The following is a 19,667-nucleotide window of genomic DNA, read 5'->3' as shown; positions in this document are numbered from 1 at the left end:
TACGGGTCAACGAGTGGCCCCGGCACCCCGCCCGGACCCGGCGGCGCCGCGCACCGCACCCGCACCGCACCCGCACCCCGTCCCCACCCACCGTCCGCACCCGACCGGAGGCGAAGAGTGAGCGAACCGAGCCCGGGCCCCGACGCACCGTGGCAGGACCCCGAGCCCTTCCTGCGCGGGGTCGCCTGGCTGGACAAGGGCCGGCCCGTGCGCGCCGACCCGGCGGACACCATGCGGCTGCCCTGGGACACCGGGGAACGGGCCACGCTCCCCATAGGCGTGCGCCTGGAGTTCAACACCCCCTCCGCACACGCCGTGGAGGTCCGCTACCGGGCGACCGTCCCCGGCCCCACCGACGCGCTGCGCGACCTCTCGCACGGCTTCGCCCTGTGGAACCGGCACGGGCTCCTCGGCGAGGTCTTCACCGAGCCGGCCGCCGAGTCCGTCGTGCGCCTCGAACTCCCCCGCGGCGCGGGCCCCTTCACCCTGCACCCGCCCGAGACGCAGTCCCCGCTGATCCTGGGCCTGCGCGGCGTCGGAGGCCCCCTCGCGCCCGCCCCGATCGGCCCGCGCTGGGTCGTCCACGGCGACTCCATCACCGAGGGCTGGTGGTCCACCCGGCCCGCCCACGGCTGGCCGGCCGTCACCGGTCGGACCTTGGGCTGGGACGCCGTCAACCTCGGGTACGCGGGAGCCGCCCGCGGGGAACTCGCCACCGCGGAGCAGCTCTCCGCGCTCCCCGCCGATGTCCTGACCCTCGCCTTCGGCACCAACTGCTGGTCCCGCGTGCCCTACTCGGCCCCGCTGCTGTACGAGACCACCCGCGCCTTCCTCGACCTCATCCGCCAGGGCCACCCCCGGACCCCCCTGCTGCTCGTCTCCCCGCTGCTGCGCCCCGACGCCGAACGCACCCCGAACCGCCTCGGCGCCACCCTGGGCGCCCTGCGCGACGCGATGGAGCGGGCCACCCGTGACCGGATCGCCGCCGGCGACGGCCGGCTGGCCCTGCTGCCGGGCCGTGACCTGCTGGGATCCGAGCACCTCGCGGACGGCCTGCACCCCAATGACGCCGGACACCAGGTCCTCGGCCTCGCTGTGGCCACGGCCCTGCGGCGGGCCGGGTTCGACGGCGGGTGAGTGAAACAGGTCATACGGATCGGGCTGAACGGATCGCTCCCCCGGCCCCGTGTCCTCCACAAGTTGCCGCGGTCCGGCGACGGACACCCGGCAGACACGACACGTGGGAGAGATCAACATGGGCATCAAGCGCGGAACTTCCCTGGCTGCGGTCGCGATCGTCGTCACCCTCGCGGCGACGGCCTGCGGCGGAACGGACAAGGCGGCCGACAACACGAAGCCGGCCGGAGCCGCCGCCGCAGCCCCGGCTCCCGCGTCGGACCCGTACGGCGACGAGCAGCCCGCGCAGGACGCCCCCGCCAACGCCCCCAAGCCCGCCGGACAGCTGAACTCCTCCACCACCGAACAGCTCGGCTCCGTCCTCACCGACAGCGCCGGCTTCACCCTCTACCGGTTCGACAAGGACACCGCCAAGCCCCCGGCCTCGAACTGCGACGGCGACTGCGCCAAGGCCTGGCCGGTGGTGCCCGCGGGCGACGCCACGGCCGCGTCGGGCACGGACGCGTCCCTGCTCGGCGAGGTGGTCCGCAAGGACGGCAGCAAGCAGCTGACGGTGGGCGGCTGGCCCGCGTACCGCTTCGCCAAGGACACCAAGCCCGGCGACCTCAACGGGCAGGGCGTCGGCGGCACCTGGTTCGCCCTCGCCCCCGACGGCAAGAAGGCCGCGAAGGGCGCCGCCGCGGCCCCCGCCCCGGCTGCCGCCACCGGCGCCCTCACCGTCGCCAAGGACCCCAAGCTCGGTGACCACATCGTCGACGGCAAGGGCATGACCGTCTACCGCTTCAAGCCGGACTCCGCCTGGCCGATGATCTCCAAGTGCACCGGCGACTGCCTCGCCAAGTGGCCGGCCGTGCCCCCGGTCGAGAAGGGCAACGCCAAGGGCATCATCGAGAAGAACTACCTGGTCCTCGACCGCCCGGACGGCGTGAAGCAGCAGACCGTCGACTGCTGGCCCGTCTACACCTTCACCGGTGACAAGAACCCCGGTGACACCAACGGGCAGGGCGTCGGCGGCACCTGGTACGCCGTCTCCCCCGACGGGAAGCTCATCACCGTCAAGTAGCCCCTCCCCGGACCGCGCGGCCCCGCCCACCTCCCCCCTGGGCCGGGGCCGCGCACCGTTCCCGCCGGGCCGGCCGCGCGCCCGGGGCCCGACCGCCCCCGCCCGTGAAAGGGGCCCGACCGTAGAATCGGCGCATGCTGCGCGCCCTGGCCGTCGACGACGAGAAGCCCCTGCTGGAGGAACTCCTCTACCTGCTGCGCTCGGACCCCCGGGTGAGCAGCGCGGAGGGCGCCTGCGACGCCACCGAGGCGCTGCGCCGCATCACCCTGGCGCTGGAGAGCGGCCCGGAGGGGCCCGACGGCATCGACGTGGTGTTCCTGGACATCCGGATGGCAGGACTGACCGGCCTGGACATCGCCCGGCTGCTGGCCGGGTTCGCCCGACCCCCGCTCATCGTGTTCGTCACCGCCCACGAGGACTTCGCCGTACAGGCCTTCGACCTCAAGGCGATCGACTACGTGCTCAAGCCGGTGCGACCGGAGCGGCTCGCCGAGGCCGTCCGCCGGGCCCGCGCCCGGCTCGGCGACCCCCCGCGGGCGGCGGATCCCACGGCCTGCCCGGCGCTCACGGACCCCCTCCCGGCGTCCGCCCACGTTCCCCTTCCCGCCCCCGCGCCCGCCGTCGGGCCCCCGGCCGCGCCGGGACCGCGTCGACCGGCTCCCGAGGTGACCGTCGCCGACCGCGCTCCGGACCAGATCGCCGTCGAACTGGGCGGCGTCACCCGGTTCGTGGCCATCGCGGACATCGCCTACGTCGAGGCCCAGGGCGACTACGCCCGGCTGCACACCGACGGCGGCAGCCACCTCGTCCGGATCCCGCTGTCGACCCTGGAGGAACGCTGGGCGACGCGGGGATTCGTCCGGATCCACCGGCGGCACCTGGTGGCACTGGGCCGCATCGACGAACTGCGCCTGGACTCGGGCACCACGAGCGTCCGGGTCGGGTCGGCGGAGCTCCAGGTCAGCCGGCGGCACGCGCGCGAGCTCCGGGACCTGCTGATGCGCCACGCCACCGGCTGACCCGCTCCCGGCACCCCGACCCCCGGCATCCGGCCCCCGTCGCGCCCCGGCACCCCGGCGACCGTACGACCGTCCGGCGTGCCCGCGTGCCGTTCGTCGCGCCGGCACGGGCGTACGGCGATCCGCCGGGCCCGTCGGCCGCACCGGACCCCGCGGAGCGCCGGATCCGCGGTCGGCCGCCCGTATCGTGGATCTTCCGGGCCGGGAGGAGCGACATGTCCGAGATCGAGGCGCTGTTGGACGCGCTGACCGGACTGCCCCGGACCCGGGTGGCCGGCCCCGCCGAGGCCGAGGCCCTGCTGGCCCGGCTGCGCAGCGCCGCCGCCCGCTGGGCCGACGTCCTGTACGAGGCCCGCGAGGGCACCCACCGGCAGCTGCCGCCCCGCGCGGAGGCGGCCCTGACCCTCGCGTTCCGGCGCGCGGAGGAGTCGTACGTCGAGCTGGAGATCGCCCTGCGGGACTGCGCGGAGCACCGCGACCCGGCCCTCTGAGACCCCGCCCCGGGCGGGAGGTCGGACGGCCGGTCCGCCCCGGGGGGCCCGCCGCATCGCGCCGGACGGTACCTGTCGCCCGGCACGGGGCGGTACATAGACTCCGGTCAGCCCTCCCCCGTCGAAGGAACACCGGTGAACCAGACCTACGCGCTGACCGCGGTCACCGTCGTCGTCCTGGTCACCGTCCTCGTCGGGGCCCTGGGGTTGCGGATATCGCGGACCACCTCGGACTTCTACGTCGCCTCGCGCACCGTCGGGCCCCGCCTCAACGCGGCGGCCATCAGCGGGGAGTACCTCTCCGCCGCCTCCTTCCTCGGCGTCGCGGGGCTGGTGCTGCTCCAGGGGCCGGAGATGCTCTGGTACCCCGTCGGGTACACCGCCGGCTACCTGGTGCTCCTGGTGCTCGTCGCGGCCCCGTTGCGGCGGTCGGGCGCCTACACCCTGCCCGACTTCGCCGAGGACCGGCTCCAGTCGCGGGCGGTGCGGCGGATCGCGGTGCTGTTCGTGCTGGGCGTCGGCTGGCTGTACCTGCTCCCGCAGTTGCAGGGGGCCGGGCTGACCTTGGAGATCCTGACCGGCGCCCCGCACTGGGCCGGAGGGCTCGTCGTCGCCTTCGTCGTGACGGCGGCCGTCGCCGCGGGCGGCATGCGCAGCATCACCTTCGTCCAGGCCTTCCAGTACTGGCTCAAGCTCACCGCGCTGCTGGTGCCCGCGTTCTTCCTGATCGCCGCGTGGGCCGGGGACGGCGCGCCGCGCGCCTCCTTCGACGCCCCCGCGGTGTTCCGCGAGCACACCTCCGTCACGCTCGCCGAGGACGTACGGCTGTCACTGGACGCGCCGCTCACCGTGACGGTGACGGGCCGGATCGACGGGGTCGCGCACACCGCGGCTCCGGTGACGCTGGCGGCCGGCGGTCACACCGCCGAGGCCCGCACCCGCCTCGACTTCGTCCCGGGCGCCGTGGTTCCCGGTGCCCGCGCGGGCACCGACGGCGACGCCGAGCCCGGTTGGTCGGCGCCGCTGTTGTCCGGGGAGGGCCGCGAGCACCGGCTGTACGCGACGTACGGACTGATCCTGGCCACGTTCCTCGGCACGATGGGCCTGCCGCACGTCGCGGTGCGGTTCTACACCAGCCCGGACGGGCGGGCCGCCCGGCGCACCACCCTGGTCGTGCTCGGCCTGCTCGGGGTGTTCTACCTGCTGCCCCAGGTGTACGGGGCGTTGGGCCGGATCTACGCGCCCGAGCTGGCCCTGACCGGGGACGCGGACGCGGCGGTCCTGGTGCTGCCCGAGCGGATGCTGGGCGGGCTGCTCGGTGAGCTGCTGGGGGCACTGCTGGCCGGAGGGGCCTTCGCGGCGTTCCTGTCGACGGCCTCGGGGCTGACCGTGGCCGTGGCCGGGGTCCTGCACCAGGACGTGCTGCCGCGACGCGGGGTGGGAACGTTCCGCTTCGCCGTGGTGCTGGCGATGGCGGTGCCGCTGGCCGGCTCCGTGGCGGCGACGCAGGTCCCGGTCGCGGACGCCGTGGGGCTAGCCTTCGCCGTGTCGGCGTCCTCGTTCTGCCCCCTGCTGGTGCTGGGTATCTGGTGGCGCGGGCTGACCCCGCCGGGGGCCGTCGCCGGACTGCTCACCGGGGGCGGGGCGGCGCTCGGCGCGGTCCTGGCGACCCGGGTCGGGCTGGCCCCGACCGGCTGGTCGCACGCACTGCTGGCCTGGCCGGCGGTGTGGTCGGTGCCGTTGGGGTTCCTCACGATGGTGCTGGTGTCACTCCTGACCCGGTCCCGGATCCCGGCCGGTACGGCGGCTTCCCTGGCCCGGCTGCACCTGCCGGAGGCCGTGGTCCTGGACCGGGGCGCGGGGGGCGCGCGGTGAGCGGGGCGGTGCTCGCGGTGCTGGCCCCGGTGGGCGGGGCGCTGTTCCTGGGCCTGGGGTGGGCCGCCGGCCGGTGGCACGCGGCGCGCGGTGGGCGGGCGTCCGGGCTCGACCTGGGCACGCCCGTCGAGCGGGCCACCTTCCACACCCTGCACACCGCTTCGCTGGCCGCTCCCCCGCTGCGCGCCGGTCTCACGGAGGACGCCGCCCGCAAGGCCGCGCGGCGGCTGCGGTCCCTGCTGGGCACGGAGGCCCTGTGTCTGACGGACCGGGAGTCGGTGCTGGCCTGGGACGGTCCGGGCGCCGACCACCACGAGCGGCGGGCGATGGACCGGGTCGCGCAGGTGCTGGAGTCGGGGCGCAGCCAGAGCGTGCGGACGGACTGCCGGCGGCTGGAATGCCCCCTGAAGTGGGCGGTGTTCGCGCCGCTCACCGGTGAGGACGGGACGCTGGGGGCGCTCGTCGCCTACGGGTCGCGGGAGTCGGCGGTGTTGGTGCGGGCCGCGACGGAGGTGGCGCGCTGGGTGTCGGTGCAGTTGGAGCTGTCGGAGCTGGACCGGGCGCGGACGCGCTTGATGGAGGCGGAGATCAAGGCGCTGCGGGCGCAGATCTCCCCGCACTTCATCTTCAACTCCCTCGCTGCCATCGCCTCGTTCGTGCGGACGGACCCGGAGCGGGCCCGGGAACTGCTGTTGGAGTTCGCGGACTTCACCCGGTACTCGTTCCGGCGGCACGGGGACTTCACGACGCTCGCGGACGAGCTGCGTTCGATCGAGCAGTACCTGGCGCTGGCGGGGGCCCGGTTCGGGGACCGGCTGAAGGTCACCTTGCAGGTGGCGCCCGAGGTGCTGCCGGTGGCGCTGCCGTTCCTGTGCGTCCAGCCGCTGGTGGAGAACGCGGTGAAGCACGGGCTGGAGGATTCGACCGGGGAGTGCCGGATCACGATCGCCGCCCGGGACGCGGGCTCGGAGGCGGTCCTGACCATCGAGGACAACGGCGTGGGGATGGATCCGGGCCTGCTGCGGCGGATCCTGGCCGGGGAGTGCCCCGGCCCGGTCGGGATCGGGCTGCCCAACGTCGACGAGCGGCTGCGGCAGGTCTACGGGGACGACCACGGACTGGTCATCGAGACGGCTGTCGGCGCCGGCATGAAGATCACCGTACGGATCCCCAAGTACCGTGCGGGCGTGCACAGTTCGGGACCCGGCGGCGGCCGACCGGGGCCCGGGCGCGGCGAGGGGCGGGCAGGGCGACCCGACGACGGGCGCCGCGGGTCGCTCTGACCGGAGTGCGCCGGTGGCCCCGGTCCCGCCCCCTCGCGGGGTGGGACCGGGGCCACCGGCGGTACGGGTCCGACTAGCTCCAGCTGGCGTGGAGCGGCTTGCCCTCGGCGTAGCCGGCCGCGGACTGGATGCCGACGACGGCCTTCTCCTCGAACTCCGCGAGGGAGCCCGCACCCGCGTAGGTGCAGGAGGAACGGACACCGGCGATGATCGAGTCGATCAGGTCCTCGACGCCCGGGCGGGTCGGGTCGAGGAACATGCGCGAGGTGGAGATGCCCTCCTCGAACAGCGCCTTGCGGGCGCGGTCGTAGGCCGACTCCTCGGAGGTGCGGTTGCGCACGGCGCGGGCCGAGGCCATGCCGAAGGACTCCTTGTAGAAGCGCCCGTCGGCGGACTGCTGGAGGTCGCCCGGGGACTCGTACGTACCGGCGAACCAGGAGCCGATCATGACGTTGGACGCGCCGGCGGCGAGGGCCATGGCCACGTCGCGCGGGTGACGGACGCCGCCGTCGGCCCAGACGTGCTTGCCGTACTTCTTCGCCTCGGCGGCGCACTCCAGGACCGCGGAGAACTGCGGGCGGCCCACGCCGGTCATCATGCGGGTGGTGCACATGGCGCCGGGGCCCACACCGACCTTGATGATGTCGGCGCCGGCGTCGATGAGGTCCTTGACGCCCTCGGCGGCCACGATGTTGCCGGCGACGATCGGGACCTGCGGGTCCAGGGCGCGAACGGCCTTGATCGCGTTGATCATCGATTCCTGGTGGCCGTGCGCGGTGTCGATGACGATGGTGTCCGCGCCGGCGTCGAGCAGCTGCTTGGCCTTGGCGACGAAGTCGCCGTTGATGCCGACGGCCGCGGCGATGCGCAGCTTGCCGTTGGCGTCGGTGGCCGGGGTGTAGAGGGTGGCCCGCAGGGCGCCCTTGCGGGTCAGGATGCCGACCAGCTTGCCGTCCTTGTCGACGGCCGGGGCCAGCTTGCGGTGGCCCGCGTCGAGCTGGTTGAAGGCGTCGCGGGGGTCCATGTCGGCGTCGATGAGCAGCAGCTCCTTCGACATGACCTCGGAGAGCTGGGTGAAGCGGTCGACGCCGGTCAGGTCGTGGTCGGTGACGACGCCGAGCGGGCGGCCCTCGGCGTCGACGACGACACCGGCGCCGTGGGCGCGCTTGGGCAGCAGGGAGATCGCGTCGGCGACGGTCTGGGTGGGTGCCAGCGTGATCGGGGTGTCGAGCACGAGGTGGCGGGTCTTCACCCAGGAGATGACGTCGGTGACGACCTCGATCGGGATGTCCTGCGGGATGACGACGATCCCGCCGCGGCGGGCGACGGTCTCGGCCATCCGGCGGCCCGCGATGGCGGTCATGTTGGCCACGACCAGTGGAATGGTGGTGCCGGTGCCGTCGGGCGAGGACAGGTCGACGCCCTGGCGGGAACCGACCGCGGAGCGGCTCGGCACCATGAACACATCGTCGTACGTCAGGTCGTACGGCGGCTTCAGGTCATTGAGGAAACGCACGTGCTGAACATCCCAGTCGTTCGAAGGATCCTTCTATGGCCTCGACAGGGCAGTCGAGGAAACGCACGTACTTCATTCTCCCATGACCGCGGGTTCACGCCGCCCGGGCCGATCGTCCAGGACATTCCGGGCCGGCTGGTCCTTTCCTACGGGACCTTGGTCCCGTAGGACGCGACGGCCGGGACGTCACGAAGTCGGGTCCGTGCGGCCCGGGTGCCTGTTCGCCGCCCGCGATCCGCGAAAAGCTGGCCGGGACCACCTGAACCCGGGGAGAGGCCCACACCATGACCACCACCGTCGAGTACGTCCGCTACCGGATCGCCCTGTCCGACCGGGACGCGTTCGAGCAGGCGTACGCGCGCGGGGCCGAGGCCCTGGCGGCTTCGCCCGAGTGCGTCGACTACGAGTTGGCCCGCTGCGAGGAGGAGCCGGAGCGCTACGTCCTGCGGATCCGCTGGACGTCGGTCGACGCCCACCTGACCGGCTTCCGCAAGGGCGAGCACTTCCCCGCGTTCTTCAGCGCGATCCGCCCCTACGTCACGGCCATCGAGGAGATGCAGCACTACCGGGTGACCGGCGTGGCGGGTCCGGGAGGGGCCGCCGCCGGGCGGGCCTGAGCACCGTGCCCACGCTCCACGGACGGGCGGGCCGCGAAGGGGCGGCGATCCGTCCCGCCGCCCCTCCCTGATCGCGCGGGGCGGCCGACCGCCCCGCGCGAGGCCCGTGCACGGGGTCCGGCCGTCAGTTCCCGGCGCCGCCGGCGCGCGTCCGGCCCGGGGAGGTCGTCGTCGGTCCCGCGAGCAGCACGGTGAGCGGCGGGCGGCCGTCGTCCTGCTGCCGCCAGAAATCGACGGCCTCCTCCAGGACCTCCCGCAGGGTCTCCCAGTCCGTCGGGCGGGCTTCGGCGTACTCCCGCCAGGAGGTGACGGCGAGCAGCCGGCCGGGGGCGGGGGGCAGCCAGGAGAGGTCCGTCAGCACGTCGGCGAGGGCGTCCCAGTTGGCGCCGAACCAGTCGGGGGCCCGCAGCGCGCGCCCGCAGCGGCGCATCAGCGAGGTCTTGCTCCGCACACCCTCAAGGTCGAGCCGCACGGTGGTCCAGCCCGCCTCGGCGGCGGCGGCGAGGGCGGGGGCGAGCGGCTGCGGGTCCAGGGTCATCGGAGAACCGCCTTGAAGGTGTCGTAGTGGTCGTCCGTGTAGTAGAACTCCCCACCCTGCCCCGTCACGATCCGCCGGGCCCCGCGGTCCCGTTCGCCCGGTGTCCGCACGGTGAACTCGTGGTAGTAGCCGCGCTTGCGCTTCGGCAGGACCTTCTCGAAGTTCCCGAAGACGGTGCCGTCCTGCCGGTAGGCGTACGGTCCGCCCTTGTCGATCAGGACGAGCACCTCGCGGGCCTGCTGCGGCAGCGCGTCGGCGCGCACGGTCGCCATGCCCTGGACCCACCCGGGCAGGGCGGAACGTCCCGTGGGCTCGCCGCCGGAGGAGGCCTCGGCGGTTGCGGCAGGCGGGGCCGGGGCGGAATCACCGCCGCAGCCCACCGCACCGGCCAGCACGGCGGAGAGGAAGAGCGCTCCCAGCACGCGCAGCAGTGACCGGGGCACGCTCCGAAAGATCATGCACCGATCGTGCCAAATATCCGATTCGCTCGCGAATCGCCCGGTCGCCTCAGAGGGCGTTCATCTTGGTGTACGGACTCAGGACGCGGCACTGGATCGAACCGAAGTCGACGAGAACGGCGATTCCCTCCTCAACACCGACGACACGGCCGAGGCCGTGCTCGTCGTGAGTCACCCGGTCGCCGACGCTGAACTGCCGGAGCGGCGGTTCCACGGGGGCCTTGAACGGGCTGGACGGCAAATGGCGGCGAGGTACTGCTGACTTAGTCATTGAATCCAGTATGCGCCCCCGGGGGCGCCTCGCGGTCCGCTGTTCGGGTCTCGATTCCGGCACCATCCCGATCACGGAACCGGGAACCGGGGGCGACCGGCCCGATCAGTCGTCGGGGTCGGCCCGGTCCAGCGCCGGACGGAGCCCCGGAGCCGACTCCGTCAACAGGTAGTCGGCGACCGCGGTGTCGGTGACGAGGCTGGTCACCAGGCCCGAACGGAGGACCGCGCCGATGGCGGAGGCCTTGCGCAACCCACCCGCGATGGCCACCACCTCGGGGATCCGACGCAGCCGGTCCGCCTCCACGGTGATGCACCGCTCGCCCAGATCCCGACCCACCCGACGCCCGTCGGCGTCGAACAGATGGGCGGACATTTCGGCTGCGACGCCCAGCGAGGCGTAGTGCGCCCGCTCCTCGTCGGTCAGCATGTCGTGAACGGTCGAGATGCCCGGCTCCCAGGAGCCGATCGACACGGCCGCGACGGTCACCTTGTCGAAGTACTCGAAGGCCCGCGCGATCCCGGTCTGACCGCGCAGCGCGGCCGCGGTCGCGGGGTCGGGCAGCAGCATCGGCGCGTAGATGGGGTGAGCGTCGCCGCCGGACACCTGCGCGGCCCTGCGCACGGCCTCGACGGACCCGCGCTCGGCGGTGCCCGCGTCGTACACGCCGGTCAACTGGACGACGGTGCACGGGGGCAGCCGGTGCAGGGAGGCGGCCATGTGGATGGTGGAGCGCCCCCACGCGAGCCCCAGTACGTCGCCCTCGTTGACGAGTTCGCCCAGCAGGTCGGCCGCGACCGCACCGAGGTTCTCCGGGTCCGGGGCGTCCTCGGTGGCGTCGGCCGGCGATTCCACCACGACGGCGTGCCGCAGCCCGTAGCGGGCGCGCAGCGCGTCGGAGCGCTCCGCGTCCAATTCCGCCGGCACCCGGATCTCGATGCGTACGAGGTCACGTTCGAGGGCGGTCTCCAGGACCCGGGCCACCTTGAAGCGGCTCACGCCGAACTCCTCGGCGATCTGGATCTTGGACTTGCCCTCCAGGTAGAAGCGGCGCGCCATGGCCGCCGCCTGCACCAGCTCCGCGGGTCCCATCCGCAGGGCTGACCGTCCCGCCGACATTGCAGACACCGCGTTCTCCTCACTGCTGTTCACACTGTCGTGTTCACACTCTCGACTCGCCGTTCATCCTGTCAGATCCGACGGCCGTTGATCAGCCCGGACGGCTTCCGTTCACCGAGCCGTTCACCCACGCTCGACTCAGTGGTCGCAAGCCCACGGCGCGGCGGCGATCGCCGCGCCCGCCTGCTCGCGCAGGGTCCGCACGGCGGCGGCCGGATCGACCGCTCCGTAGACCGCGCTACCGGCCACGAACACGTCCGCTCCCGCCTCCGCGACCCGCTCGATCGTCGAGGCCGAGACCCCGCCGTCGACCTGGAGCCACAGGTCCAGGCCGTGCTTGGCGATCAGCTCACGGGTGCGGCGCACCTTGGGCAGCATGATGTCCAGGAAGGACTGCCCCCCGAAGCCCGGTTCGACCGTCATGATCAGCACCATGTCGAGCTCGGGGAGGATGTCCTCGTACTGCTCGATCGGGGTGCCAGGCTTGAGCGCCATGGCCGCCCGGGCGCCCTTGGCGCGGATCTCCCGGGCGAGCCGCACCGGCGCGGCGGCGGCCTCCGCGTGGAAGGTCACCGATCCGGCGCCCGCCTCCACGTACTGCGGGGCCCAACGGTCCGGGTCCTCGATCATGAGGTGCAGGTCCAGCGGGATGTCCGTGGCGCGGCTGAGCGACTCCACGATCGGCACGCCGAGGGTCAGGTTCGGCACGAAGTGGTTGTCCATGACGTCGACATGCAGCCAGTCGGCCCCCTCGACGGCCCTCGCCTCCTCGGCGAGTCGGGCGAAGTCGGCGGACAGGATGCTGGGATTGATCTGAACGGCCATGCCCCAAGCCTGCCATGCCCTCGGCCACTTCCGGCCATGGCCCCGGAACTCGATTTCGTGGTAGCGGCACTTAAGTGATCATGAGCGATTTTTCACTTGCCCTTCGGTGTGACACCGGTCCAACTTTGTGTCCATGACAGTCGCCGTCCGGCGGCACACGGCCACCTCAGGAGGAGTCCCACCCGGCATGGCATCCGCTCCCCCACCGACCGACGGCGGCGCCCCCGCCGCACCCGTCGATACCGCCCCCGACCCGACCGGCTCGGCCACCACCGCCCCGACCGGCACCACCCCGTCCACCACCGCCGCGCCGCCCGGGGGTCCCTGGCGCAGCAGGGACTTCCGCGCCCTCTTCGGCGCCACGACCCTCGACCAGTTCGCCACCAACGCCGGACACGTCGCCGTCCCCCTCCTCGCCCTCACCGCGCTGGACGCGAGCGCCGGCCAGGTCGGCGCCCTCGCTGCGCTCTCCACCGCCGCCTTCCTCCTCATCGGGCTGCCGGCCGGCGCCTGGGTCGACCGCCTGCGCACCCGCGAGGTCCTCGTGGCCGCCGACCTCGCCCGCGCCGTGCTCCTCGGCTCCCTCCCGCTGTCCTGGTGGTGGGGCGTCCTGACCCTGACCCAGCTGTACGCGGTCGTCCTGCTCACCGGCTGCGCCACCGTCTTCTCCGACGTCGGGGCGCAGAGCGTGCTCCCCCGGCTGGTCGGCCGGGACGGCCTGGTCCGGGCGAACGCGGCCGTCGTGACCCTGATGGCCGTCGCGAACATCGCCGGGAGGGGCGCCGGCGGGGCGCTGATCGCCCTCCTGACCGCGCCCGTCGCCCTGGCCTGCTCCGCCGCCTGCCACCTCGTCTCCGCGATCGGCCTGCTGCGGATCCGGCCCGCCCCGGCGCCGCCCACCACCGGGCGGATCCCGCTGCGCACCCGGATCACCGAGGGACTGCGACACGTGCTGGGCCACCCGGAACTGCGCGCCCTGGCCCTGTCCGCGGGCCTGAACAACCTGGGCGGGGCCGTCATCAACGCCATGCTCCCCGTGCTGTTCGTACGGGAGCTCGGGCTCTCCGCCGCCGCCCTCGGGGCGTTCTGGGCCGCCGGCGGCGCCGGGCTGCTGCTCGGTGCCCGCCTGGCCCGCCCGCTCTCCGCCCGGGTCGGCTACGGCCGCGCCCTGGTACTGACCCTGACCCCGGCGGCGCTGCTGGTGCCCCTGCTGGACCGGGGGGCGTGGCTCTGGCTCGCCGGTGCCGGGTGGCTGCTGTGCATGGCGAAGATCGGCTGTGACAACGTCCTGGGCGTGAGCCTGCGCCAGCACCTCACCCCGGACCCGCTCCTGGGCCGTATGAACGCCACGTTCCGCTTCGTCCTGACCGGCGCCCTCGCCCTCGGCTCGGCCGCCTCGGGCCTGCTCGCGGAACTCACCACCCTGCACACGGCCCTGTGGGTCGGCGCCGCCGTCCTGTCCCTCTCCTGGGTCCCGCTGCTGCTGTCCCCGCTGCAAGAGCGCCGTACGGGCCCGCAGGGGACGCCCCCGGCTCGGGACACCCACCGCGCGCGACCGCCGGCCGGGAAGCGATGACCGGCCCCGTCCGGGGCCTCGGAGCGGCCCCGGTGCGACCGAACGGCCGTTACGCCGTGCGGCGCAGCAGCGCCAGGTACATGGCGTCCGTGCCGTGCAGGTGCGGCCACAGCTGGACGTCCGGGCCGTCGCCCAGCGCCGGTACGCCCGCCATGTAGGGGCGGGCGTCGATCATCTCGGCCGCCACCGGGGCGGCCGCGGCGCCGCGACCCTTCAGGACGTCCTCCACGACCACCCGGGTCTCCGCCAGGTGCGGCGAGCAGGTCGCGTAGCCGACGACGCCGCCCACCCGCACCGCTGCCAACGCCTGCCGCAGCAGCCCGCGCTGGAGCGGCGCGAAGCCCTCCAGGTCCTCGGGGCGGCGCCGCCAGCGGGCCTCCGGGCGGCGCCGGAGCGCGCCCAGACCGGAACAGGGGACGTCCACCAGGACCCGGTCGAAGGAGCCCGGCAGCCACGGGGGCCGCGTGCCGTCGGCCGCGATGACCTGGTAGGGGCCGGGGTTGCCGGCCAGCGCCTGCCCCACGAGCCGCGCCCGGTGCGGTTGCTTCTCGGACGCCAGCAGGAACGCCCCGCGCTGCGCGGCCAGCGCGCCCAGCAGGGCCGCCTTGCCGCCGGGGCCCGCGCAGCCGTCGAGCCAGCGCTCGTCGCGGCCCTCGACCGGCACCGCCGCGAGGGCCATCGCCACCAACTGACTGCCCTCGTCCTGCACGCCGGCGCGTCCGTCGCGGACCGCCTCCAGCGCGCCCGGCTCGCCGCCCTCGGCCATCCGGACGGCGTACGGGGACCAGCGGCCCGGCAGCGCCGAGTCCTCGCCGACCGCCTCCAGCAGTTCCTCGGGGGTGGAGCGGCCCGGCCGGGCCACCAGCGTCACCTCGGGACGCTCGTTGTCGGCTTCGAGGAGGTCCTCGATCCCGGCGCGCCCGCCGCCCAGCGCGTCCCACAGCGCGCTGACGACCCAGCGGGGGTGGGAGTGGTAGACGGCGAGGTGTTCCTCGGCGTCGTCGTCGTAGGGCGGCGCCACCCGTTCGAGCCAACCGTCCAGATCGTGCGCGGCGATCTTGCGGAGCACCGCGTTCACGAACTTGGCCCGGCCGTCACCGAGGACGACCCGGGCCAGCTCGACGCTCGCCGACACGGCGGCGTGGGTGGGGATGCGGGTGCCCAGGAGCTGGTGCGCGCCGAGCGAGAGCACGTCCAGCACCGGCGGGTCGACCTCCCGCAGCGGCCGGTCGATGCACGCCTTGATCACCGCGTCGTAGGTGCCCTGGCGGCGCAGCGTCCCGTAGACGAGCTCGGTGGCCAGCGCCGCGTCCCGCGCCTGGAAGCTCTCGTCCTGACGGGCCTTGCGCAGCAGCGGGGGCAGGACGAGGTTCGCGTACGCGTCGCGCTCGTCCACCGCCCGGAGCACTTCGAAGGCCAGCATGCGGACGGGGTCCTTCTGCGGCCGGCGGTAGGGCTTGCCCGGCTTGCCGGACGGCTTGCCGCCGCCGGCGGGGCGCCGGGCGGGCTGACGGGGCTGTTCGCTCACGTGAAAGGTGCTCCGGAGGTACGAGTGCTGCGAATGTGCGGAGGAGGTGCGGAGGGGTCGGACGGGCGGGTGCCCGCGGGCACCCGCCGGCGGGGCCGGCGCCGCCGGGTTCAGCCTACGTCGGTCCCGCCGAGGCGCTCGCCGGGTGCGATCCGCACCCCGCGCGCCCAGTCGGCGGCCTTCATCGGCTTCTTGCCCTGCGGCTGGACCCACAGCAGCTCGACGGCGTGCGAGCCGGTGCCGACGTACACGTTGTTCTTGGCCGGGGCGAGCACGCCGGGCTCCAGGTCCGTGCGGTCCGCCACCGGGCCGACGGAGATCAGTTTGAGCCGCTCCCCCCGGAAGACGGTCCACGCGCCCGGCGCCGGGGTGCAGCCGCGCACGACCCGGTCGACGCGCAGCGCGGGCGCGGCCCAGTCGATCCGGGCGTCCTCGACGGTGATCTTCGACGCGTGGGACACCCCGTCCGCGGGCTGCTCCACCGCGCGCAGGGTGCCGTCCTCGATGCCGTCCATGGTCGCGGCGAGCAGTCCGGCGCCGGCGAAGGCGAGCCGGGTCAGCAGGTCGCCGCTGGTGTCGGTCGGCCGGACGTCCTCGGTGAGGATCCCGAAGACCGGGCCCGTGTCGAGGCCTTCCTCGATGCGGAAGGTGGAGGCACCGGTGACCTCGTCACCGGCCATGACGGAGTGCTGCACGGGCGCCGCTCCGCGCCAGGCGGGCAGCAGGGAGAAGTGCAGGTTGACCCATCCGTGGCGGGGAATGTCCAGGGCGCTCTTGGGGAGCAGCGCGCCGTAGGCCACGACGGGGCAGCAATCGGGGGCGATCTCGCGCAGCCGGGCCTGGAACGCCTCGTCGCGCGGGCGGGTGGGCCTGAGGATCTCGATCCCGGCCTCCTCGGCGCGCTGCGCGACGGGACTGGCGACCAGGCGACGGCCGCGTCCGGCGGGGGCGTCGGGCCGTGTGACGACGGCGGCGACCTCGTGCCGCCCGGAGGCGAGGAGGGCGTCCAGGGCGGGCACGGCGACCTCGGGGGTGCCTGCGAAGACCAGCTTCACTTGGGTCCTACCTCGCTATCCGGGCTGTCAGCAGCACACCAGTCTATGGGGCCCCCGCGAGGCCGCCCACCTGCGGTCCCGAGGGGGCGTACGCGGACCCGCGCGCCTCTCGCATATGCCGACACGCCCCCGGTGCGTGACCTGGGCGCCGGGTGACGCGTTGGTCAAGAGAGATTGACCGAAACGGGCCGCGCACAAGAACGGTGTCTGCGGCCCCATCCGCTCTTCAGCACCGGTTCGAGAGGCTTCTCCATGGCCGACCACGCCACCCATGACGCCCAAGCACGGGCCAGCCTGCACCTCCTGGTACGGGACATCGAGCGGGTTCGCCGGCAAGTGGACGCTCTGCGTACGCTCACCGCCCAGCTCGGCAACGTGTACCGCCCGCGCCGCTCCGGGCCCTCCACGGGCTTCGTCGTCTACGGCAGGGCACCGGCACCCACCGTCCGACTCGCGCAGGAACTCCGGGACAGCGTCGAGACGCTGGTCACCGCAGCCGTGGACTTCGACCGCTCGCTCGGATTCTCGTGGGACGCCGTCGGCTCGGCGCTCGGCGTGACCAAGCAGGCGGTGCACCGCCGCTACGGGGCCCGCCGCGCGCAGACCACCGAGGCCGCCGAGCAGCCCGCCGAGGGCACCACCACCCGGACCCTGGGCCCCCTGCCCACGATCCCGGCGGCCCGCTCGGTCCCGCCCCAGCCCGCCCGCGAGGACTCCGCGGTCGGGGCCCCGGCCTCGTCGGCCGCGCCGGCCCCGCGGACCCCGGCCTTCCCGGGCCCGCGCAACGGCTGACCCGGAGCCCGCCGCCGGGTCGCCGACCCCCGACGGCCGGGGCCCGGCTCCGCACCACCCGCCCCGGCGGGGCGACCCCACCGGTCACCCCGCCGGGGCGGCGGCGTTCCCGGGCGTCCCCCGGGCCGGACGGCGCCGGTTGCCCGGTCAGCCGATGTCCGACGGGTCGATGCGGACCCGGACCGCCTCCGCCACCGGGACCCCGCGCGCCATGCGGGCGGCCTGCGCCGCCTTGAGGGCCGCGGCCAGCGCGGCCCCGCTCCCGGGCGGGACCCGTACCAGCGCCCGCTCGCCGGGTGAGGGGTCCCCGCGCCGGCCGGGCAGCGGTACCGGGCCCAGGACCTCCGCGTCGGGGGGCAGGGCGGCGGCCGCGAGGAAGGCCTCCAGGGCGTCCCCCCGACCGGCCACCGCCGCCATCCGGGAGACCGGTGGGAACCCCAACTGGGCGCGCTCCGCGAGTTCCCGTACGGCGTGCCCCACCGGGTCCCACCGGACCAGGGCCTGCACGGGCCGCAGCGTCGGCTCGGCGACCACCACCACCTGTCCGTCGGCCCGCACCAGGGAGGAGGCGGCGATCCAGCGGCGCAGCGCCTCCTCCCCCGCCCGCAGGTCGGGCCGGGTCAGCATGGCCCACCCGTCGAGGAGCAGGGCGGCCGCGTAGCCGGCGCCCGCCGCGACCGGCTCGGCGCCCGGGGTGCACACCACGAGCGCGGGCCGGTCCGGCACCTCGTCCAGCACGTGGTCGCGCCCGGAGGTCCGCACGGGCACGGCCGGGAAGGCCCGCCCGAGTTCCTCTGCGGTCCGCCGCGCGCCCACGACCTGGGCCCGCAGCCGGAACCCCCCGCACTCCTCGCAGTGCCAGGCCGGCTCCGCCCGCCCGCACCACCCGCAGTGCAGGTCGCGCTCGTCGGGGGCTTCCAGCGGCCCGGCGCACACGGTGCAGCGGGCGGGGGCGCGACACCGCTCGCAGGCGAGTCGGGGCACGTAGCCGCGTCGTGGCACCTGGACGAGGACGGGGCCGGACTTGAGGCCTTCGCGGACGGTTTCCCAGGCCAGGCTGGGCAGTCGCGCGGCCCGGGCCGCACCGTCACGGGCGAGGAGTTCGTCGCCCACGGTCCGGATCCGGGGCGCGACGGCGCGGACCGTCTCCCGGTCGGCCGTCAACGGCCGGGCCCAACCTGACTCCACCAGTTGGGCGGCCTCCACGGTGCAACCGGTGCTCCCGACGAGGAACCCGCAGCCGTCGGTGACCGCGCGCAGTTCCAGTACCTCGCGGACGTGCGGGAAGGGGGCGCGGTCGTCGGAGTGGCTGGAGTCGCCGTCGTCCCAGACGGCGACGAGCCCGAGGTCCCGTACGGGGGCGAACATCGCGGCCCGGGTGCCGACGACCGCGCGCACCGATCCCCGGCTGACGGCCAGCCACTGCCGGTAGCGCTTCTCCGGGCCGGATTCGGCGGTGAGCAGGGCGTGCCGGCCCTCGCCGAGCAGGGCGGTGAGCGCCGCGTCGACCCGGGAGGCGGTGCGCCCGTCGGGGACGACGGCGAGGGCGCCGCGGCCGGAGGAGAGGGTGGCGGCCATCGCGCGGGCCAGTTCGTCCGCCCAGCCGGGGCCCGGCAGGGCGGTCCACACCGCGCGGGGGGTGCCGCCGCCGGCCAGGGCGCGCAGGAAGCCGGGCCCGGCGCCGTACCGCTCCCAGCCGCCCGGTTCGGGCGCGGGGGGCGGGGGCATGGGCTCGGGCGAGGGCTTCGCCTCGGCGCGGGCGTTGCGCGGCGGCAGGGCGAGCTGGAGGACGTCGGCGAGGCTGCCGGCGTACCGGTCGGCGACGGCCTGGGTCAGGGCCAGCATGCGGGGGCCGAGGACCACCTCGGGCGAGACGACCTGGGCCAGGGCGGCCAGCGCCCCGTCGTAGTCGGAATCGGCGCGCCGCTCGACGATGAACCCGTCGATGAGGCCGCCGCCCTCGCGACGGCCTCCGTGCACCCGGTGGGAACCGGCCCCGAACCGGACCCGGACGCGGACGCCGGGCTGCGCCACGTCGGAGAGTTCGGCGGGCACGGCGTAGTCGAACGGGCGGTCGAGGTGCAGGACGCCCTTGTTGACGAGGACCCGGGCGACCGGCAGTTCCTCCGCGAGGGCGGCTCCGCGCCAGGTCCGCGGTTTGGCCTTGGGCGCCTTGGCCTTCGCCTCGGCAACCATCTCCCGGATCAGGGCGAGCTGTTCCGGCGGGGAATCGTTCGCGCTGCTCACCCTGCATTCTTACCAAATGACACCGACAGCGAACGGCCCCGGACGGATGGGTCCGGGGCCGTTCGTCAGGTGCGGTTGCTCCGCGGGGCGACCTACAGGCCGGCGGCCGCGCGCAGCGCGTCGACGCGGTCGGTGCGCTCCCAGGTGAAGTCGGGGAGCTCACGGCCGAAGTGGCCGTAGGCGGCGGTCTGCGCGTAGATCGGGCGCAGCAGGTCCAGGTCGCGGATGATCGCGGCGGGGCGGAGGTCGAAGACCTG

General features: G+C 74.7%; 19 protein-coding genes. 9 read left to right on the top strand and 10 right to left on the bottom strand.

The genetic code is table 11. The features are described 5' to 3' along the window. Nucleotides 1-117: 117 nt before the first annotated feature. The 6 genes from ACZ58N_RS35930 to ACZ58N_RS35905 all read left to right on the top strand — a co-directional run bounded on the left by ACZ58N_RS35930 (nt 118) and on the right by ACZ58N_RS35905 (nt 6,868). On the top strand, nt 118-1,137 hold the full coding sequence (locus ACZ58N_RS35930; protein WP_471168914.1) for a GDSL-type esterase/lipase family protein: 1,020 nt from the start codon (nt 118-120) through the stop codon (nt 1,135-1,137). A gap of 118 nt (nt 1,138-1,255) precedes the next feature. Continuing rightward, the gene (locus ACZ58N_RS35925) at nt 1,256-2,200 is read left to right on the top strand and encodes an SCO0930 family lipoprotein (protein ID WP_389707856.1); all 945 of its coding nucleotides are present in this window, start codon (nt 1,256-1,258) and stop codon (nt 2,198-2,200) included. A gap of 134 nt (nt 2,201-2,334) precedes the next feature. Beyond that, nucleotides 2,335-3,219, top strand: a complete 885-nt coding sequence (locus tag ACZ58N_RS35920) for a LytR/AlgR family response regulator transcription factor (protein WP_471168912.1) — start codon at nt 2,335-2,337, stop codon at nt 3,217-3,219. Nucleotides 3,220-3,434: 215 nt separating this feature from the next. Beyond that, nucleotides 3,435-3,710: a hypothetical protein gene (locus ACZ58N_RS35915; protein ID WP_471168910.1), complete on the top strand. Its 276-nt coding sequence runs from the start codon at nt 3,435-3,437 to the stop codon at nt 3,708-3,710. A gap of 135 nt (nt 3,711-3,845) precedes the next feature. Further along, nucleotides 3,846-5,585 (top strand): sodium/solute symporter, encoded by a 1,740-nt coding sequence (locus tag ACZ58N_RS35910; RefSeq protein ID WP_471168907.1) that lies wholly within the window; start codon nt 3,846-3,848, stop codon nt 5,583-5,585. After that, nucleotides 5,582-6,868, top strand: coding sequence for a sensor histidine kinase (locus tag ACZ58N_RS35905; RefSeq protein ID WP_471168904.1), 1,287 nt, complete (start codon nt 5,582-5,584; stop codon nt 6,866-6,868). The genes ACZ58N_RS35910 and ACZ58N_RS35905 overlap by 4 nt, the downstream gene beginning before the upstream one ends. Nucleotides 6,869-6,941: 73 nt before the next feature. Here ACZ58N_RS35905 and ACZ58N_RS35900 read toward each other — a convergent pair whose 3' ends face one another. Then, nucleotides 6,942-8,384 (bottom strand): GuaB1 family IMP dehydrogenase-related protein, encoded by a 1,443-nt coding sequence (locus ACZ58N_RS35900; RefSeq protein ID WP_471168901.1) that lies wholly within the window; start codon nt 8,382-8,384, stop codon nt 6,942-6,944. A 284-nt stretch (nt 8,385-8,668) separates the two neighbouring features. Here ACZ58N_RS35900 and ACZ58N_RS35895 point away from each other — a divergent pair, with 284 nt between their 5' ends. Then, the gene (locus ACZ58N_RS35895) at nt 8,669-9,001 is read left to right on the top strand and encodes a putative quinol monooxygenase (protein WP_471168898.1); all 333 of its coding nucleotides are present in this window, start codon (nt 8,669-8,671) and stop codon (nt 8,999-9,001) included. A gap of 124 nt (nt 9,002-9,125) precedes the next feature. Here the strand turns inward: ACZ58N_RS35895 and ACZ58N_RS35890 are convergent, their stop codons facing one another. The 5 genes from ACZ58N_RS35890 to rpe all read right to left on the bottom strand — a co-directional run bounded on the left by ACZ58N_RS35890 (nt 9,126) and on the right by rpe (nt 12,212). Next, nucleotides 9,126-9,539: a barstar family protein gene (locus ACZ58N_RS35890; protein WP_471168895.1), complete on the bottom strand. Its 414-nt coding sequence runs from the start codon at nt 9,537-9,539 to the stop codon at nt 9,126-9,128. Beyond that, nucleotides 9,536-9,997, bottom strand: a complete 462-nt coding sequence (locus ACZ58N_RS35885) for a guanyl-specific ribonuclease (RefSeq protein WP_471168892.1) — start codon at nt 9,995-9,997, stop codon at nt 9,536-9,538. Before ACZ58N_RS35885 ends, ACZ58N_RS35890 begins: the two co-directional genes overlap by 4 nt. Before the next feature lie 49 nt (nt 9,998-10,046). Continuing rightward, entirely contained in the window at nt 10,047-10,268 is a 222-nt protein-coding gene (locus ACZ58N_RS35880) for a hypothetical protein (protein ID WP_471168889.1), read from the bottom strand. A gap of 105 nt (nt 10,269-10,373) precedes the next feature. Continuing rightward, nucleotides 10,374-11,387, bottom strand: coding sequence for a sugar-binding transcriptional regulator (locus ACZ58N_RS35875; RefSeq protein WP_281205210.1), 1,014 nt, complete (start codon nt 11,385-11,387; stop codon nt 10,374-10,376). A gap of 138 nt (nt 11,388-11,525) precedes the next feature. Beyond that, nucleotides 11,526-12,212 carry a ribulose-phosphate 3-epimerase gene (gene rpe, locus ACZ58N_RS35870; RefSeq protein ID WP_266578278.1) on the bottom strand — a complete coding sequence of 229 codons (687 nt, stop codon included), beginning with the start codon at nt 12,210-12,212 and terminating at the stop codon, nt 11,526-11,528. Between the two features lie 187 nt (nt 12,213-12,399). Between rpe and ACZ58N_RS35865 the strand changes: the two genes are divergently transcribed. Further along, on the top strand, nt 12,400-13,788 hold the full coding sequence (locus ACZ58N_RS35865; RefSeq protein WP_471168886.1) for an MFS transporter: 1,389 nt from the start codon (nt 12,400-12,402) through the stop codon (nt 13,786-13,788). A gap of 49 nt (nt 13,789-13,837) precedes the next feature. Here ACZ58N_RS35865 and ACZ58N_RS35860 read toward each other — a convergent pair whose 3' ends face one another. Next, a complete protein-coding gene (locus tag ACZ58N_RS35860) occupies nt 13,838-15,316 on the bottom strand; it encodes an RsmB/NOP family class I SAM-dependent RNA methyltransferase (protein ID WP_471168883.1) in 1,479 nt (492 codons plus the stop codon). Nucleotides 15,317-15,426: 110 nt separating this feature from the next. Then, nucleotides 15,427-16,371 (bottom strand): methionyl-tRNA formyltransferase, encoded by a 945-nt coding sequence (fmt, locus tag ACZ58N_RS35855; RefSeq protein WP_471168880.1) that lies wholly within the window; start codon nt 16,369-16,371, stop codon nt 15,427-15,429. A 252-nt stretch (nt 16,372-16,623) separates the two neighbouring features. Here fmt and ACZ58N_RS35850 point away from each other — a divergent pair, with 252 nt between their 5' ends. Then, the gene (locus ACZ58N_RS35850) at nt 16,624-17,163 is read left to right on the top strand and encodes a hypothetical protein (RefSeq protein WP_471168877.1); all 540 of its coding nucleotides are present in this window, start codon (nt 16,624-16,626) and stop codon (nt 17,161-17,163) included. 147 nt (nt 17,164-17,310) lie between these two features. Here ACZ58N_RS35850 and ACZ58N_RS35845 read toward each other — a convergent pair whose 3' ends face one another. Next, nucleotides 17,311-19,410 (bottom strand): primosomal protein N', encoded by a 2,100-nt coding sequence (locus tag ACZ58N_RS35845; RefSeq protein WP_471168874.1) that lies wholly within the window; start codon nt 19,408-19,410, stop codon nt 17,311-17,313. Nucleotides 19,411-19,502: 92 nt separating this feature from the next. Beyond that, a partial coding sequence (locus ACZ58N_RS35840; protein WP_471169008.1) for a methionine adenosyltransferase domain-containing protein occupies nt 19,503-19,667 on the bottom strand: 165 nt, incomplete at its 5' end.

This window comes from Streptomyces sp. NPDC040432, from assembly GCF_055595445.1.
Note: the sequence above shows the minus strand (reverse complement) of the source record. Positions and strands in the feature narration are given on the sequence as shown.